This window comes from Mesorhizobium sp. CAU 1741 (assembly GCF_039839275.1).
GTDB lineage: Bacteria > Pseudomonadota > Alphaproteobacteria > Rhizobiales > Rhizobiaceae > Aerobium.
The window spans coordinates 662,654-678,386 of the sequence record NZ_JBDOQP010000001.1; the positions used below are offsets into that span (position 1 = coordinate 662,654).

The following is a 15,733-nucleotide window of genomic DNA, read 5'->3' on the forward strand; positions in this document are numbered from 1 at the left end:
AGCGTGTTCCAAGGGTTCTCGCCGTGGTCAGCGCCGCGCTAGAGCGGCACGTCGGCGCTCTTGCAGGGCGTTCCAGGCGAAGGGTGTCAGCAGGGCGACCAGGACGACCACGAAGAGGAGCGTCGAGATCACGGCGATCACGGGGTCGGCTTCTTGGCGAATGCTGTCGAACATCCGCCGCGGCAGCGTTTCGGCGTCACGGCCGGAGATGAAGATTGCCAGAACCGTTTCATCGAAAGACTGGATGAACGCGAACAGCGCACTGATGATGATGCCGGGCCGCAGGATCGGCAGGGTCACGTGCCGGAACGTACGGATCGGGCTGGCACCGAGGCTTTGGGCGGCCCGCTCCAGGGTGCGGTCGAAGCCCTTGAGGTTGGCCGACAGCACGAGGAAGGCGATCGGCACCGACAGGCAGGTATGGGCCACGACAACACCGAGATGGGTGTGGACGAAGCCGAGATTGCCCAGGAAGGAATAGTAGCCGATGGCCATGACGATGTGCGGCACAGCCAGCGGCATCAGCATCATCAGGTCGGCGATGTTCTTGCCTGCAAAGCGGTAGCGCACCAGCGCGAAGGTCGCCGGCACGACCAGCAGCATGGTCAGCACCATGGTAGCCATCGCGATGATGATGCTGTTCCATGTCGGCTGCAGCCAGCGCATGTCGCTGAAATAGGCGCGGTAATAGCCGAGCCAGTAGCCGGTTGGCGGGAACTGGAGCGAGTTGGCGTCGGAGAACGACATCGGCACGACGACTACCAAAGGTGCCGCGACGAAAATGATGATGACGACGCCGGCAATGCGCATGAAGCGGTCCATGGTCATCCCCAAAGCTTGTCGAGGCCGAATCGGCGGTGGTAGATCGCGAGCACGATCAGGGTGACGGTGAGCAGGATCATCGCCATGGCCGAGCCCATGCCGAAGGCAAGGAACTCCTCGATCTGCGTGCCGATAAGGCCGGCAATCATCTGCTCGCGCGGGCTGCCGAGCAGCACCGGCGTGACGTAGAAGCCGAGGCAGATGACGAAGACCAGCACGCAGCCATTGGCGATGCCGGGCGCAGTCAGCGGCAGATAGACGTGGCGCAGCAGCGAGAAGCCGCGCGCGCCCAGGCTCTCCGCCGAGCGGATCAGCGCCGGATCGATCTTCCGCATCACCGAATAGATGCTCATGATCATGTAGGGGGCCAGCATGTGCACCATCGCCAGCGTCGAGGCGAAGCGGGTGAACAGCATCTGCGGCGGCTGTTCGATTCCAAGCGACTGCATCAGCGCGACCAGCGGGCCATTATTGCCGAGAATGACCATCCAGGCATAGGTGCGGACCAGGAAGCTGGTCCAGAAACTCATGGTGACGAGCAGCAGGATCAGCATCGCGGTTCGCGGCCGCGAATGGTTCATCAGATAGGCCAGCGGATAGGAGACGATCAGGCAGCACACCGTCACGAGGGCTGCGGTCAGAAATGTGTTGATGAACACGCGCTGGTAAAGCGCGCCGGTCAGGGCACGCTCGTAGTTGGCGAGCGTCGGACGCGGATGCGTGAAGCTCATGATCGCCACGTCGGCCAGGGGGACGACGAAGAACACCGCGAGATAGGCGGCGAGCGGGGTCAGCAGCAGCCAGGGCCAGAGGTTGGGCCGCTGGGCAAGTCGGGAGATTGTCGTGCCCATGAGGAGTCGCTGGGTCCTGTGTTTGACCTACGGGGCGAGGAGCGGTCCGGGCGACGTGCGCCCGGACCCCGGTTGGCGATCAGGTCGCAAGCCATTCCTCGAAGCGCTGGGAAATCTCTTCCGGATCGGCACCGAGATTTGCGATGTCCTGCTCGAAGACCTGCGGGTAGTTGGTCGGAGAGGTCGGCATGCGCGCGCCTTCCTCCTCGGTGATGTACTCGTTGGCGGCGGGATTGAGCGGTCCGTAGTCCGCAGCCTTGACGAAGTTGGCAAGCGGCTCGCCGCTGGTCGCGAAGGCAACGAATTCCTTGGCGATGTCCATATTCGGAGAGTCCTTTGCGACCACCCAGTAGGCGCGGTCGATCTGGCCCTGATTCCAGGTCATGGCGACGGGCGCGCCGGCTTCTTCCGCCTCGAAATAGCGACCATGCCAGATGCCGATCATGTCGACTTCGCCATCGCGCAGGATCTGCGTGGACTGGGCACCCGCGGTCCACCAGACCAGCACGTGCTCCTTGATGCGATCGAGCGATGCGAAGGCGCGGTCGAGATCGAGCGGGTAGAGGTCTTCCACCGCGACGCCGTCGGCAAGCAGCGCCAGCGGGATGACGCGGGCAGGATAGCGCTGCAGCGAGCGCGGTCCGGGGAAGCGCTCGACATCCCAGAAATCGGCCCAGTTCTGCGGGCCGCCGTCCGGGTACTTGTCGGTGCGCCATCCAATCACCGTGGCGAAGGCGTGCGAGCCAACGCCGTTTTCGAACAGGCCACCCTCATACGGCGCTTCCAGATCCTCGATGATGCCTGCCTGGTTGGCGCGCACCAATTCGGCGCCGCCGAGCGTCGTGATGTCGAATTCGTAGACGCCCGTCTGGACCTGCTGGGCCAGCTTGGCGAACGAGACCGGGGAAACGGTACGGATTTCGATGCCGCTTTCTGCGGTGAACGGATCGAAGAGATTGGCGCGCGCCGCCTCTTCCCACGGTCCACCCCAGGTGTTGATGTAAAGTTCCTTCGACTGCGCACGCGCGATGTGCGGCATGGCGAGGCCGGCCGCGAAGGCTGCACCGGTGGTCTTGAGGAACGAGCGGCGCGTCGGTGTCATGAGGCCCGAGGGGCCGATGCGATAGGTGGTCATGATCAGTTCTCCTCTGTTGTTGTCCTGAAGGTCGCCTCGTAGAGGCGAAGCCAGTTGCCGTGGGTTATCTTTGCGACCTCTTCTTCCGAGAATCCCACGCTGCGGAGGCCGTTGGGGATGACGTTCATGTCCTCGACGGTCTGGAACCAGTCGGGTGGTGGCGCCTTGATCGGCCGGCCTGCTGCGCTGGCGCCGTAGTCGACGCCGCGCGTCCAGCGGCCCTGCCGCATCCAGGCATAGTCCGGCGCGGTGAAGTTGTGGCTGCGGTCGGTGCCGATGGCGACGGCGTCGATGCCGGCGATGTCGACGGTCTTCGCAACCATCCCGCACCATGCCTCGATCGTCTTGCAGAACGCGTCGCCAGTGATGTTGCGGTAGGCCGCGCAGCCGATCACGCCGCCGGTTTCCTTCAGGCCCTTGAGCACGTCGTCGGACTTGTTGCGCTTGTGGTCGAACAGCGAGCGCGCATTGGCGTGGGTGACCGCGATCGGCTTGTCGGATGCCTCGATGGCATCCAGCGTCGTGCGGTCGCCGACATGGCTGCAGTCGACGAGGATGCCGGCCTTGTTCATCTCGCGCACGACTTCCTTGCCGAAACGGGCGAGGCCGGAGTCCTCCGCTTCGTAGCAGCTTCCGCCGAGTTCGTTCTGGTTGTTGTAGGTGAGCTGCACGACCCGGACGCCGAGTTCGGCGAAGAACTCGACGAAGCGGATGCGCGCATCGAACAGGTTGGCGTTCTGGTAGCCGAGGATGACGGCGACCTTGCCGGATTCGCCAATGCGCTTCACCGCAGTGGAGGTCGTGGCGATTTCGCAGATATCGGCATTGTCGCGTACGAGGTCACGCCAGCGACCGAGCGAGTCGAGCGATTCAACCGCGCCTTCCCAGAAGCCGCAGGTGACGACAACGCCGCCGACGCCCGCGGTCTGGAGGGACTGGAACGCCTGGCGGTCGAAATGACCGCATTGCAGTCCGTCGATGATCATGAGGTCTGCCTTTCCGTTTCGCGGCCGCCATCCGGAGCGGCAAGGAAGCTGATGTCGGTCTCGTCGTCATTGTCGCGGCGGCCGATGACGGTGCCGTCGTCATTGACGATGAGCGGCCCGGCGTGGCGGCGCGACACCACGCTGTCGGGTGTGAGGGCCTTCTGGGCGCGCTCGTAGATGCGCCACCATAGATCGGCGGCGATCGGCGTGCCGTCGGTGAGCAGGCTCCACAGAACTGGCTCGTCGGTCGCCAGGTCGCCTGCCAGCCGGAGAGGTGTCGCGAGGAGAAGATGCCCGTCATTCGCATCCAGCGCGATGCGAAGGCCGCGACGACGCCCGTACTCGGCCGCGACCTGCAATTCGCTCTCGTCGACGACATTGGCGACGGTGATTTCCGCTGTGCCGAAGCGGGCGACCAGTTCGCCGGCGAGGTCGAGCAGCGAAGGTATGGCAACCCACGCATGCTGACCTGCCGCGTCGAGCCGAAGCACCGGGCCATCTTCCGAAGCAATGGTGATGGCCGCGGGGTCCGCCAGCTTCAGCGCGTCGAAGCGATCCTCGATGAGGGCAAAGCCGCCAAGTCCCAGACCTTGTGACAGCATGATGATATCGGTCTCCGCAAGGACAAAGCCCTTGGGCAGGCCGGTGAGGGACAGGATGCGCTCGCTCATCATGCGCATCTCGCGCGGCATGACGCGGAGCGTGGTTTCGGTCGCGGCGTTCATTGGACGGGTTCTTCCGGATAGGCCCAGAACGCGGAGCCGCCGGCGCGGATCTCGTCCGGCGTCGGGGCGCCGTGGTAGAGAACGCCGCGCAGATTGCGGCGCAGGAAATCGCGAGTCTTGTCAATGCCGTGCAGGCCCGCATTCATCAGGCGCACGAGGTCGATCGGCGTGAACTCTTCGGAATTGATGTTGCCCATCGGTGTATGGAAGCTCGCATTGCGTAGCCCCTGGACACGCGCCGTGAGATAGCGGTGCTCCGGGTGGCGCATCAGTACACGCGATAGGGGCGTATCCGCTGCGACGGCATCGAGATCGGCCACAAGGCGCTGCAGGTCGCCGCAGATGTCGAGGCCGAGATCGATTGCCTCGGGCACCTCTTCGCGCAGGCCGCGGCGCGGCTCTTCCGCCGTCTCCGACTTGTACCAGACGAAGCGTCGCGATGCCGGGGAGGACAGGTCCTCTTCGAGCGCCCAGCCATAGGCTTCGCGCAGATGCGACGCCAGCGAGCCCACGCTTTCGGTCGGATCGAGGGTGAATTCGTCCGCACCTTCGACCGTGGCGGCAAGCGCGTCGGCTTCGAGGGGAACCAGTTCTATGACCAGCGAAAGGAAGGTTTCCAGCGCTTCCGGCGTGACGCTCATGTCGAACTTGTGCGCCAGCGTCTGGAGCGGACGCGTGGTGGCGGCCTCGTCGACCATCCCGTCTGCTGCGAAGCGTTCGAGAGCCGCAGCGATCGTGTCGACATCGTCGGCAATCTGCGCGCTCGATGCGAAACTTTCATACATCATCTTGTCCTGCCGGCGGAAGGTGGCGGCGCGGCGCAGCAGGGCCAGAAGTTCGCCGACGCGCGGATCGGCGGGGGCGAGTTCGAGCGCAAGTGCCGACGCGATCGCCTTTTCGCGCGCGGCGAGCCAGCTTCCGATGAGGCGTGGATGCTTGTGGACGAAGAAGATCAGGCCAAGTGCCGAGCCATTGCCGACACCGAGGAAGCGGCGGATCGCGGGGTCGAGCGAAACGGCGGTGTCGGACTGGAGGCGGGCGAGGTGTTCGACGAGATCGCAGGAATATTCCCGCATCAGATAGGCGGTCAGAAGCTGCGCCTGCAGCGGCCCACCCAGTGGGTGATCGCGACCCAGCGAGGGGAAGGATTTCGTCCCGAACGTGCCGTTGCCGTCGAGACCGGTGTTGCGCATCAGGTAGCAGACCTGGGAGAGTTCCTGCATGTCCGGCTGACGGCCTGCGGCAAGTTGCGATAGCGTATAGTCGAAGACACGCATGGAACGGTTCGCGCGGCACCAGACCAGCGCGTTTTTGGTCGCGCGGCCGCGATAGAGCTTTGGCAATTCGCGGCGCGCGGCTTCGATGTCGGCGTCTGTCGCCGGCCCCTCGTTGAGGGTTCCCATCATGTCCCAGGCACGGCCGATGATGCGGCCGGTTCGCGCTTTTCGGCTGGGAGGATGCGAAAAGCCGATGAACGAGAACTCCTGTCCCGGGGTCTTGATGGAATAGACGACGGTGCCGCTCGCGGACGCGTCGACATCGAAGCGTTGGATGGAAATGTCCCAGCGCTGCCGCAGCATGCGGTTGACGAGCGCGCGGGTGATCGAAACGCGGCTGGGCTGAAGCGCGGCAAGCCGCTGCGGCCTCATCAGATCTGACTGCGGCCTGGGATATGCCGCTGCGCCAACGGTTTGCATGGTCCTATCGTTCTCCCCGATGGATGCGTGTCGCCTCGGCCGCGGCGCGCAGCAGCGGCGCCCTGAAACGGTCGAGGTCGAAGCGCATTTCCGGCATGACCAGCGACAGCGTGGCCACGCACTTGTCGTGAATGTCGAAAACCGGCGCTGCGATGGCCCGCACGCCGACCTGCGTGTAGCCGCTGGACGAGGCGAAGCCGTCGCGGCGTGCGGCGTCCAGTATATCGCTCGACGCCAGCGGCTCGCCGCCCGCCTGCAGGCGGCGAAGCGTGGATTCGTCGGCGAAGGCGGTGAGGATGCGTCCCGATGCCGAGCCTTCGAGAGACATCGTGGTGCCGATCTTCTGTTCGGCGCGCAGCACGCTGTCGGACTCGACGCGCGAGATGATGCAGGGCAGGCCGCGGTCCAGCACAGCGAGAGACGCCGTCTCCGAAACGTCTTCCACCAGTCGCTCCAGCACAGGCTGGACGCGGCTGCCGAGGCCGGCCTGTTCGAGCGCTGCAGCGGCAAACCGCGTGACATGCATTGAAAAGCGGTAGCGGAGCTGGTCGTCCTGTTCGAGCCAGCCTGCTTCCATCAGGGTCAGGAGACGCTGATAGGCGGTGGCGCGCGACAGGCCGGATGCCGCGGCGACCTCCGGAAGGCGCATCGGGCGGGCGCTGGCGGCGAGAATATCGAGAAGTGAAAGCGTCTTCAGCACCGTCGACAACGGCCTGACGCCTCCCTCTTCTTGTATTCTATTTGAATATGACGTCTCCATAACAAATACAGAATTGCGTCATCATCCAATCCTGTCAATCCACACGCTCAAGATTTTTTCCACAACCCACTGGGGCCAGAAGCCGAAGCCGGCTCAAGTAGCTGGAATCTCTCCGGTTTGGCGCGCCATTGAATCGTCGCGGTGCGGCGTGAAGTTGTTAGCCGGAAAGGTTGAAGCCTCATACGGGCCGGATGCCGTTCCGCCGCAAGGCGTTCCGGATCGCGCGTGGAGCGCGGAACAGGGCTGTCCTGGGTTGGCCAAGATAGTAGGCACGTCACGTGCTGCGGCGGCCGGCGCTCAGGCAAGTTGCGGTGGAATGTTCTCGCGGAAGATGACTTCCATGTTGAGCGGTCGCTGCCGGACATCGCCCCTCGCGGCATCGAATGGCCGCGCGAAGCGGGCGAGAGTCTGCGCGATGACCTGGTCGGGATCGGAATTGATCACCACGTCCATCGTCCCCTCGATGAGGAGTCGTCGGGTGTCGCTGGTCAGTCCGTGACCGATGAACACCACCTTGTCCGAACGGTCCTGTTCTCGCAGGGCGCGTCCAATTCCGTCGGAGGAGCCGCCAACATTGTAGATGCCGACGAGATCCGGATTCTGCTCCAGCAGGGACAGCGTATGGCGGTAGTTTTCGTTGCGGTCGTCGTGCCCCTCGCGCATGCCGACAACCTTCAGCCCTGGATGTGCCTCCTCGATGAGGCTGAGGAACCCCATCTCCCGCTCGGCATGGGCCCGGTAGTTGCGGCTACCCGCCACCAAGGCGACGCTGCCTTCACGGGCGCGGCAGAAGCGGCCCAGCAGGTACGCAGCGGTCCGCCCGGCCGCCTGGTTGTCGAGCCCGACATAGTATTCGCGCGCGGCATGCGGCAGGTCCGAGACGATCGTCACGAGACGCGTTCCCTGGGCGCCGACTTCCTCGGCCGCCTCGCGCACGAGCGGATGGTCGATGGCCATGAAGGCGATGCCGTCCGCCCAGCGGGCGTGGTGGCGCAATGCCGTGGCGAGGGCCTCGGCGTTGAAGCTGTCGATGAAGAAGCAGCGCACCGGCGCCTCGTCGCGCACCCGGGTGTCGGTGATCGCGCGCACCTTGTCACCCAGCAGACGCAGATAGGGATTCGCGCCCATGGGCAGCAGGAACGCGACGTTGGCGGGGCGCCGTGTCGACAGACGGTCTCGCTCGTCGGCGCTCATGTAGCCGAGCTCGACGGCGGCGGCGAGCACGCGTTCGACAGTGCGGACCTTGACCCCCTTGCGGCGGTTCAACACGCGGTCGACGGTTGCCAACGATACGCGCGCTTCTTCCGCCACATCGGCCATCGACGGGACCAAGCGATCTGACTGCACCTCAAAAAACCTCAAAAATGGTTATTTGACGTGAAGCATGATGCTTCATAGCCTCTTGTCAAGAGGAGCAAGTTTCGAAGCTGGATCGATTCCGGCGGCCCTCGAAACACGTCAAGGGAGGACAGCATGGCAGGAAGTATCAACTCATTCACCCGTCGTGGCGCGATGGCGCTTGGCCTGGGCGCCGGTGCGCTTGCGATGACGCCACGCTGGGCATCCGCCCAGTCCGTCACGCTTCGATACGGCCACAACAACGAGCCGGCCAGCGTCGCGGGTGCCCAGGCCGACTGGTTCGCCGAAGCCGTCGGCAAACATTCGAGCGGCGACCTGCTCGTCGAGGTGTTTCCCTCCTCGCAGCTCGGCAAACTCCAGGAACTTGCCGAAGCCGCTTCACTGGGCACGATTGCGCTGACCCACAATACTGCGGGTGGTATCGGGTCGCTCTACGAACCCTTCGCGGCCCTCGACACCCCCTATCTCTATCGCGACGTCGACCACCTCATGAAGGTGATGGACGTCAATTCCCCGGTGATGCAGGAACTGAACGAGGGCCTGGTCGCGGCGGCAAACGTGCGTGTCATCTACGCCCATTATTTCGGCCGCAGGAACCTGACCGCCAACAAGGCCGTCTACAGCCCCGCCGACCTTGCCGGCGAGAAGATCCGCGCCGTTCCGTTCCCGATCTACCAGACGGCGATCGAAGGAATGGGTGCAGCACCTGTCCCCGTCGACTGGTCGGAAGTGCCGACCGCTCTGGCGACCGGCGTCGTCGCCGGGCAGGAGAATCCCGTCAACGTCATCCTCAATGTGAAGCTCTATGAGGTGCAGTCGCATCTGATGCTGACCGGCCACATGGCGAATGCCGAGGTGGTGGTGATGAACGAGGATGCGTGGCAGGGCCTGTCGGACGCCCACAAGGAAGCGGTAACCGCCGCGGCCTCGGACATCCGCGATCGTGCGACAAAGGCGATCCAGGACAATGAGGAGAAGGAGACCGAGGAACTGCGCAAGCTCGGAATGACCGTCATCGGGCCAGAAGAAGGGCTCGAGGTCGATGCGTTCCGCGACTCGGTGTCGAAGCTCGTGGACGAGCGTTTCGGCGAAAAGTACGGCGATCTCTACGACAAGATCCGGGCCATTTCCTGATCGGACGCCAAGGGAGGTTGCGGCCATGAACGGCGAGACGGACGTCGCGGGCGGAAGGGCACTGGAAGGCGTGGCGATCGGCTGCCGTGTCGTTTCCATGCTGCTCCTGGCGCTGATGTGCGCGCTCATCGTCGGCCAGGTGGTCGGCCGCAACCTCTTCGATACCGGCATGCCATGGGCCGACGAACTCGCCCGCTTCTGCGGCGTGGCGATCGTCTTCCTGTGCGTGCCGCTGCTTGCTCTTCGCGGACAGCACGTCGCCGTGGACATGGTTCCGATGCTGTTGCCGGACCCCGCGCGGCGATGGGTCGGCCTGTTTGCCGAAATCCTAATCCTCGCCTTCGCCGCGATCGCGCTCTGGGGGCTCTACGCATTTCTCGGGCGGGCATGGAAATTCGCCAGCCCGTCGCTGGGCATACCCAACTGGGTCTTCTATTCGCCCGCGATCGTCGGATTCTTCCTGCTTGCGGTGATATCGGCCGTGCGGGTGGTCGGCCTCGTGCGCAACCAACCGCTGCCGCAGGCCGACAAGGTCCTTCCATGAGCATCGTCCTCATCATCGTCTTCTTCGTCGCGCTGGTGGTCGGCGCACCGATCGCGGTAGCGCTCGGGCTTTCGTCGGCGCTGGCGATCGTGCTTTTCGACCTGCCCGTCCACGTGCTGGTCCAGCGGGCGGTCAACGCGCTCGATTCGACGCCCTTGCTGGCGGTGCCGCTGTTCATTCTCGCGGCGAGCCTTCTCAATGCGATGGGCGTGACGACACACATCTTCGATCTCGTGCGGCTTGTCGTGGGCCGCATCCGCGGTGCCGTCGGGCAGGTCTCGATTCTCGTCAGCCTGATCTTCTCGGGTGTCTCCGGCGCGGCGCTGGCCGACATCGGTGCGCTGGGCAAGATCCAGATCGACCAGATGGTGGCGCAAGGCTATACGCGACGCTTCGGCGCGGGTATCACCATAGCTGCAGCCACTATCGGCCCAATCTTTCCACCCTCGATACCGTTGATCATCTACGCCAGCGTGACCAATGTCTCGGCGGTGCAGCTCCTTGTCGCGGGGATCGTGCCGGCGCTGCTGATCACTGCTCTGCTGATGGCGCAGGTGGCGGTGATGGCGCGTCTCTACGATCTCCCACGTGACACGGTCAGCCCGTCGCTGCCCGCAATCGCGAAGAAGGCGCTCGTCTCACTGCCGGCGCTAGCGGCTCCGATCCTGCTTATCGGGGGCCTGCTCAGCGGCTATTTCGGACCGACGGAGGTCGCCGGGGTCACTGTCGCCTACGCACTGCTGATCGGCTTTCTTGTCTATCGCACACTGACCTTGAAGGCGGTCTGGGAGAGCCTGCGCGAGACTGCGGAAGCCACGGCGGGCATTCTCTTCATCGTCGCGACGGCAGCGGTGTTTGCCTGGGTCCTGACGCTGGACCGCGTCCCCGCAGTCGCTGGAAGTTTCCTTCTCGGGCTCTCCGACAATCCACTCGTGCTTCTGCTGCTGGTCAATCTGCTGCTGCTTGTCGTCGGCATGTTCCTGGAGTCGATCGCAGCGATCCTCATCATCGCGCCGATCGTCGCACCGGCACTGCATGCGGCGGGCGTCGACCCGCTGCAACTGGGCATCGTGTTCGTGCTCAACCTGATGATCGGGCTGCTGACGCCGCCGGTCGGCATGAGCCTCTACATGGTCTCGATCATCGCCAAGATGCCGGTGCATTCGGTGGTGCGCGGGGTTCTTCCGTTCTTCGTTCCTCTCGTCCTGTCGCTGCTGGTGGTGTCCGCAATACCCGCCGTTTCGACGTGGCTCCCCAATCTTCTGTCGCAGTAGGTAATTTTCATGAGCAGGTTTCTGGGTGCGATCCGTCAGCTCGGCTATGTGGTCGACGATATCGAAGCGGCGATGACGCACTGGCATGAGGTCATGGGCGTCGGTCCGTGGTTCTACAATCCCAAGGTGCCGATCGAAGACTACCGATATGACGGCAACTCCTATGAGCCGCACAATTCGGTGGCGCTCGCCAATAGCGGCTTCATACAGGTGGAACTGATCCAGTGCCGCAACGACGCGCCGTCCATGTATCGCGACTTTCGCCAGGCCGGCAGGCTCGGCCTTCAGCATGTCGCCTTCTGGACGCAGTCGTATGACGAGGACCTCGCCCGGATGGAAGCGCAGGGGTTTGCGCCGAAGATGAGCGGCAAGGTCGGCGAGAATGGCCGCTTCGTCTATTTCGACAAGGAGGCGCATCCGGGCACGGTGATTGAGCTTTCCGAAGTGATGGGGCCAAAGGGACGGATGTTTGACATGATCCGCGCGGCGTCCGAAGGCTGGGACGGCAACGATCCGGTCCGGCCTTTCCCCGACCTCTCGGCGATCTGAGATGCCGGTGCGCGACGATCGCATAGAGGCGAACTACCTGATCGAGACGCCGCTGGAGCCGGCCAGGATCGCGGCGATCATGGCGGGCGAGCAGAGCTGCGGTACATTCGTCCGCGTCGCCGGCGAGACCGACGAATTGCGCGAGCGCGCGGCAGCCGAGGTTCTGTCGGTAGAGGAGATCGAAAGCGTGGACGCCCCGAGCCTCACCAGCGCGTGGCTTGAGCGCAAGGGAACGCAGGGGCCGTGGCGGCGCGCCAAGGTGACGGTTTCGTTCCCGGTCGCCAATATGGGTGCAAACCTGCCAACGCTGGCCGCAACGGTTGCCGGCAACCTGTACGACCTCGGAGAGGTCACCGGCCTGCGCCTGCTCGACATCGCGATTTCGCAGCACTACCGCGCCCGTTTCGAGATGCCGCTGGCGGGCGTTTCGGGCACGCGCAAGCTGCTGGGTGTTCATGATCGACCGATCTTCGGCACGATCATCAAGCCGAACGTTGGTCTTCGGTCGCACGAGATCGCGGAACTCGTCGCGGTCCTGTGCGAGGCGGGCGTCGACTTCATCAAGGATGACGAGATTTGCGCCAACCCCGACCACGCGCCGCTGGCGGAACGCGTGCCGGCGGTGATGAAAGTGGTGCGCGCGCATCGTGATCGAACCGGCAAGGAGGTGATGGTTGCATTCAACATCACCGATGAGACCGATGCCATGCGCCGCCATGCCGAACTCGTCGAGCGTGAGGGCGGGTTGTGCGTAATGGCCAGTCTCAACTGGTGCGGCCTTTCCGCTATGCAGACGCTGCGGCGCGCAACGCCGCTTGCCATTCACGGCCATCGCAACGGCTTCGGCGCGCTGTCGCGCCATCCGCTGCTGGGCATTGGCTTCGACGCCTATCAGGCGCTGTATCGGCTTGCCGGGGTGGACCACATGCATGTGCACGGCATCGGTGGAAAGTTCTCCGATCAGCCCGCCGAAGTCGAGGCCGGGGCACGACGCTGCCTGCAGCCTCTTGCTGCCGATGCCGCCGATAGCTCGGACATCGTGATGCCGGCGTTCTCCTCCGGCCAGTGGGCCGGCACGTTGCCAGTGACGGCGCAGGCGACCGGGTCGGGAGACTTCATGTTCATGGCCGGAGGCGGAATTCTGGCGCACCCCGATGGTCCGGCAGCCGGCGTAAAGAGCCTGCGCCAGGCGTGGGAGGCGGTATCGGAAGGGCGCGACCTGGCGGAGGCCGCGGCCGCGCGGCCGGAACTTCAGGCAGCGCTTGCCTTCTTCGGGCGATGAGATGGCCGACTACGTCTTCATAGGAGACGATTTTACCGGAGCGTCGGACACGTTGGCGACGCTTTCCGAGCGCGGCGTGCCTTCCCGGTTGTTCATGGTTCACCCGACGCCGGGAGACGCAGCCGGGTTGGACGCCGTAGGTATAGCAACCGATTTAAGGGCACGTACGCCCGGCGAGATCGCGGAGCGGCTCGCGGTTCTGGGGCCGGTCGTTTCGGCCCTGTCGCCGCGTATCGTGCACTACAAGGTGTGCTCAACATTCGATTCCGCGCCGCATGTCGGCAGCATCGGGCAGGCAGTGCTTGCGCTTGAGGCGGCGCTGTCGCCGAGCCGGACGATCGTGCTCGGCGGCCAGCCAAGCCTTGGCCGGTATTGTTTCGAGGGGACACTGTTCGCAAGAGCGCCTGACGGCGGCGTCCACCGCATCGACCGCCACCCTATCATGAGCCGCCATCCCGTGACGCCGATGGCGGAAGCAGACCTTCGCCGGCATCTCGCCAACCAGGGACTGGAAGGGATGGCGCTGCTGCCACATCGCGCGCTGGGCCAGCCGCTCGACGAAATCGCGCGGAGCCTTCAGGAGCATGCCCGCATCCTTGCCGACGCGGCTGACGGTGACGATATCGATCGGCTGGGGCAAGCCCTGCGCGGCCTTGCACGGACTGAAAGACCGCTGCTTGTCGTCGGAGCCAGCAGCGTCGCCGAGGCGGTTTACCCTGCGCCGCCACGCCACGTCGACATCGGCGATGCGGCAATCCAGCCGGTGCCCGGGCCGCGGCTGGTGATCGCCGGCAGCCGATCCGCCGCGACGGCGACACAGGTGGAGCGGGCGCGCAGCTTTGCCAAGGTGCCGCTCGATCGTGCCTCGCTCGCCGTCGCCGATGCGCTTGCCGGGCAATGTGCGTCAATGCTTGCCAACGGGACCAACGTTCTGGTGCATCTGCAGCCCGACGCCGACTACGGCCTTTCCGCCACCGAACTCTCCGAATGGATCGCTGCGCTGGCTGCGGACATTCTCACGCGGCAGCCTGTCGGTGCCATCGCTGTCGCCGGCGGCGACACGTCGAGCGCGGTGGTCCAGAAGCTCGGTTTCCGCAGCCTTTCGTTCGAGACACGCGCCGGCAGTGGTGTCGCGATCTGCAGGGGGCATGCGCCCGGCAGCACGCTCGACAGAGCGCGCCTACTTCTCAAGGGCGGGCAGGTCGGGGAAGCAGACCTGTTCGAACGCTTCGCGACAGGCTGACATCTCAGCGTCATGCCGATAGGCTTTGCTGCATCACGATTCCAAAAACGGGCGATCGATGCGCGCTTCTTCACTCTCATGCCGGAAACGTCGCCCATGACTTTGGCGTCCGAAACACGCCAGCGGGGCAGTGTTGGAGAGGTGTTCATCGCCTTTCTCGGCCTCGGGCTGACCTCATTCGGCGGCCCTATCGCCCATCTGGGCTATTTTCGCGACGCCTTCGTCGTACGGCGCAAATGGCTGAGCGAGCAGGCCTATGCCGACCTCGTCGCATTGTGCCAATTCCTGCCCGGTCCCGCATCGAGCCAGGTTGGCATGGCGCTCGGCCTGCAGCGGGCGGGCCATGCCGGAATGCTGGCGGCGTGGATCGGGTTCACGCTGCCGTCCGCGATGCTGCTGATCGCGTTTGCATATGGGGCGTCGGCGCTCGGCGGCGAGGGCGGCAGCGGTTGGATCGCGGGACTGAAGGCAGCGGCGGTCGCGGTTGTCGCGCATGCCGTGCTGGGCATGGCAAGAAGCCTAGCACCGGACCGTGAACGCGCCACCATCGCCGTTCTCGGCATGGTTGTGGCAATGCTGATGCCGACAGCGGTCGGTCAGGTCGCCGTATTGGTGGCCGGAGGCTTGATCGGCCTGGCGTGGTTGCCGGCCAGCGACACTGGAAACGGGGCGCATGACGACCTTGCCGTTCCCGTTGGCCGTAGGGCCGGCGCGATCTATCTGCTGATCTTCTTCGTGCTGCTTGCCGGCCTGCCGATGCTGGCTGCCGCCACCGACGATGGCATGCTGCGCATGGTCGATGGCTTCTATCGCGCCGGCGCGCTCGTCTTCGGCGGCGGCCATGTGGTGCTGCCGCTTCTGCAGGCCGAAACGGTCGAAACCGGGTTGGTGGGGCGAGAGGCGTTTCTTGCGGGATACGGCGCTGCACAGGCGGTTCCCGGTCCGCTCTTCACCTTTGCCGCCTATCTCGGCGCCGTTCAGCAGACACCGCCGAATGAGGTTGTGGGAGGCGTGATCGCGCTGATCGCGATTTTCGTGCCGTCGGCGCTGCTGATACTGGGTGGGCTGCCTTTCTGGGACGGATTGAGAAAATCGTCTACCGCCCGCAAGGCGCTCATGGGCATAAACGCGGCCGTCGTCGGGCTGCTGGCCGCCGCGCTCTACGATCCGGTCTTCACGCAGGGTATCGCCTCGCCAACCGCGATGGCGATCGCGGCAGCGGCGTTCGTCGCGCTGGCCGCCTGGCAGGTGCCGTCATGGGCGGTGGTGGTTGCCGCCGGTCTCGTTGGTTTCGTGACGCTGTAACGCGCCGCGTCTCAAGGCGAGGCTTGAAACATCTGCGCAAGAACTCAATCATGATCCGTGCGTTGAT

Annotated in this window: 15 protein-coding genes; 7 read left to right on the forward strand and 8 right to left on the reverse strand. The window is 64.6% G+C overall.

Annotated features, from left to right (window positions below; translation table 11 throughout):
- Positions 1-27 precede the first annotated feature (27 nt).
- The 8 genes from AAFN84_RS03240 to AAFN84_RS03275 form a co-directional block, all read right to left on the reverse strand.
- Positions 28-822, reverse strand: a complete 795-nt coding sequence (locus AAFN84_RS03240; protein ID WP_347513069.1) for an ABC transporter permease — start codon at positions 820-822, stop codon at positions 28-30.
- Positions 823-824: 2 nt separating this feature from the next.
- Complete coding sequence (locus AAFN84_RS03245; protein WP_347513070.1) at positions 825-1,673, reverse strand: ABC transporter permease; 849 nt, start codon at positions 1,671-1,673, stop codon at positions 825-827.
- Between the two features lie 79 nt (positions 1,674-1,752).
- The gene (locus AAFN84_RS03250) at positions 1,753-2,808 is read right to left on the reverse strand and encodes an ABC transporter substrate-binding protein (RefSeq protein WP_347513071.1); all 1,056 of its coding nucleotides are present in this window, start codon (positions 2,806-2,808) and stop codon (positions 1,753-1,755) included.
- 2 nt (positions 2,809-2,810) lie between these two features.
- Positions 2,811-3,794: a membrane dipeptidase gene (locus tag AAFN84_RS03255; protein WP_347513072.1), complete on the reverse strand. Its 984-nt coding sequence runs from the start codon at positions 3,792-3,794 to the stop codon at positions 2,811-2,813.
- Complete coding sequence (locus AAFN84_RS03260) at positions 3,791-4,519, reverse strand: hypothetical protein (protein WP_347513073.1); 729 nt, start codon at positions 4,517-4,519, stop codon at positions 3,791-3,793. Before AAFN84_RS03260 ends, AAFN84_RS03255 begins: the two co-directional genes overlap by 4 nt.
- Entirely contained in the window at positions 4,516-6,168 is a 1,653-nt protein-coding gene (locus AAFN84_RS03265; protein ID WP_347513074.1) for a hypothetical protein, read from the reverse strand. The genes AAFN84_RS03260 and AAFN84_RS03265 overlap by 4 nt, the downstream gene beginning before the upstream one ends.
- A gap of 52 nt (positions 6,169-6,220) precedes the next feature.
- The gene (locus AAFN84_RS03270; RefSeq protein ID WP_347513780.1) at positions 6,221-6,916 is read right to left on the reverse strand and encodes an IclR family transcriptional regulator; all 696 of its coding nucleotides are present in this window, start codon (positions 6,914-6,916) and stop codon (positions 6,221-6,223) included.
- A 357-nt stretch (positions 6,917-7,273) separates the two neighbouring features.
- Positions 7,274-8,296, reverse strand: coding sequence for a LacI family DNA-binding transcriptional regulator (locus AAFN84_RS03275; protein ID WP_347513075.1), 1,023 nt, complete (start codon positions 8,294-8,296; stop codon positions 7,274-7,276).
- A 153-nt stretch (positions 8,297-8,449) separates the two neighbouring features.
- On the opposite strand from AAFN84_RS03275, the gene AAFN84_RS03280 reads away from it, so the two are divergent.
- The 7 genes from AAFN84_RS03280 (at position 8,450) to chrA (ending at position 15,666) form a co-directional block, all read left to right on the forward strand.
- Complete coding sequence (locus AAFN84_RS03280; protein WP_347513076.1) at positions 8,450-9,469, forward strand: TRAP transporter substrate-binding protein; 1,020 nt, start codon at positions 8,450-8,452, stop codon at positions 9,467-9,469.
- Between the two features lie 25 nt (positions 9,470-9,494).
- Entirely contained in the window at positions 9,495-10,013 is a 519-nt protein-coding gene (locus AAFN84_RS03285; RefSeq protein WP_347513077.1) for a TRAP transporter small permease, read from the forward strand.
- Positions 10,010-11,287, forward strand: a complete 1,278-nt coding sequence (locus AAFN84_RS03290; protein WP_347513078.1) for a TRAP transporter large permease — start codon at positions 10,010-10,012, stop codon at positions 11,285-11,287. The genes AAFN84_RS03285 and AAFN84_RS03290 overlap by 4 nt, the downstream gene beginning before the upstream one ends.
- Positions 11,288-11,296: 9 nt before the next feature.
- Positions 11,297-11,836 carry a VOC family protein gene (locus AAFN84_RS03295; RefSeq protein ID WP_347513079.1) on the forward strand — a complete coding sequence of 180 codons (540 nt, stop codon included), beginning with the start codon at positions 11,297-11,299 and terminating at the stop codon, positions 11,834-11,836.
- Position 11,837: 1 nt separating this feature from the next.
- Positions 11,838-13,118 (forward strand): ribulose-bisphosphate carboxylase large subunit family protein, encoded by a 1,281-nt coding sequence (locus tag AAFN84_RS03300; protein WP_347513080.1) that lies wholly within the window; start codon positions 11,838-11,840, stop codon positions 13,116-13,118.
- Position 13,119: 1 nt separating this feature from the next.
- On the forward strand, positions 13,120-14,361 hold the full coding sequence (locus AAFN84_RS03305; protein WP_347513081.1) for a four-carbon acid sugar kinase family protein: 1,242 nt from the start codon (positions 13,120-13,122) through the stop codon (positions 14,359-14,361).
- Positions 14,362-14,457: 96 nt separating this feature from the next.
- Positions 14,458-15,666, forward strand: coding sequence for a chromate efflux transporter (chrA, locus tag AAFN84_RS03310; RefSeq protein WP_347513082.1), 1,209 nt, complete (start codon positions 14,458-14,460; stop codon positions 15,664-15,666).
- Positions 15,667-15,733: the final 67 nt, after the last annotated feature.

What these genes read in the sequence shown, in the direction of transcription:
- AAFN84_RS03240 (WP_347513069.1), bottom strand. Translation starts at nt 822, where the DNA reads ATGGACCGCTTCATGCGCATTGCCGGCGTCGTCATCATCATTTTCGTC.
- AAFN84_RS03290 (WP_347513078.1), top strand. Translation starts at nt 10,010, where the DNA reads ATGAGCATCGTCCTCATCATCGTCTTCTTCGTCGCGCTGGTGGTCGGC.
- AAFN84_RS03260 (WP_347513073.1), bottom strand. Translation starts at nt 4,519, where the DNA reads ATGAACGCCGCGACCGAAACCACGCTCCGCGTCATGCCGCGCGAGATG.
- AAFN84_RS03275 (WP_347513075.1), bottom strand. Translation starts at nt 8,296, where the DNA reads ATGGCCGATGTGGCGGAAGAAGCGCGCGTATCGTTGGCAACCGTCGAC.
- AAFN84_RS03280 (WP_347513076.1), top strand. Translation starts at nt 8,450, where the DNA reads ATGGCAGGAAGTATCAACTCATTCACCCGTCGTGGCGCGATGGCGCTT.
- AAFN84_RS03295 (WP_347513079.1), top strand. Translation starts at nt 11,297, where the DNA reads ATGAGCAGGTTTCTGGGTGCGATCCGTCAGCTCGGCTATGTGGTCGAC.
- AAFN84_RS03265 (WP_347513074.1), bottom strand. Translation starts at nt 6,168, where the DNA reads ATGAGGCCGCAGCGGCTTGCCGCGCTTCAGCCCAGCCGCGTTTCGATC.
- AAFN84_RS03250 (WP_347513071.1), bottom strand. Translation starts at nt 2,808, where the DNA reads ATGACCACCTATCGCATCGGCCCCTCGGGCCTCATGACACCGACGCGC.
- AAFN84_RS03255 (WP_347513072.1), bottom strand. Translation starts at nt 3,794, where the DNA reads ATGATCATCGACGGACTGCAATGCGGTCATTTCGACCGCCAGGCGTTC.
- AAFN84_RS03305 (WP_347513081.1), top strand. Translation starts at nt 13,120, where the DNA reads ATGGCCGACTACGTCTTCATAGGAGACGATTTTACCGGAGCGTCGGAC.
- AAFN84_RS03245 (WP_347513070.1), bottom strand. Translation starts at nt 1,673, where the DNA reads ATGGGCACGACAATCTCCCGACTTGCCCAGCGGCCCAACCTCTGGCCC.
- chrA (WP_347513082.1), top strand. Translation starts at nt 14,458, where the DNA reads ATGACTTTGGCGTCCGAAACACGCCAGCGGGGCAGTGTTGGAGAGGTG.
- AAFN84_RS03285 (WP_347513077.1), top strand. Translation starts at nt 9,495, where the DNA reads ATGAACGGCGAGACGGACGTCGCGGGCGGAAGGGCACTGGAAGGCGTG.
- AAFN84_RS03300 (WP_347513080.1), top strand. Translation starts at nt 11,838, where the DNA reads ATGCCGGTGCGCGACGATCGCATAGAGGCGAACTACCTGATCGAGACG.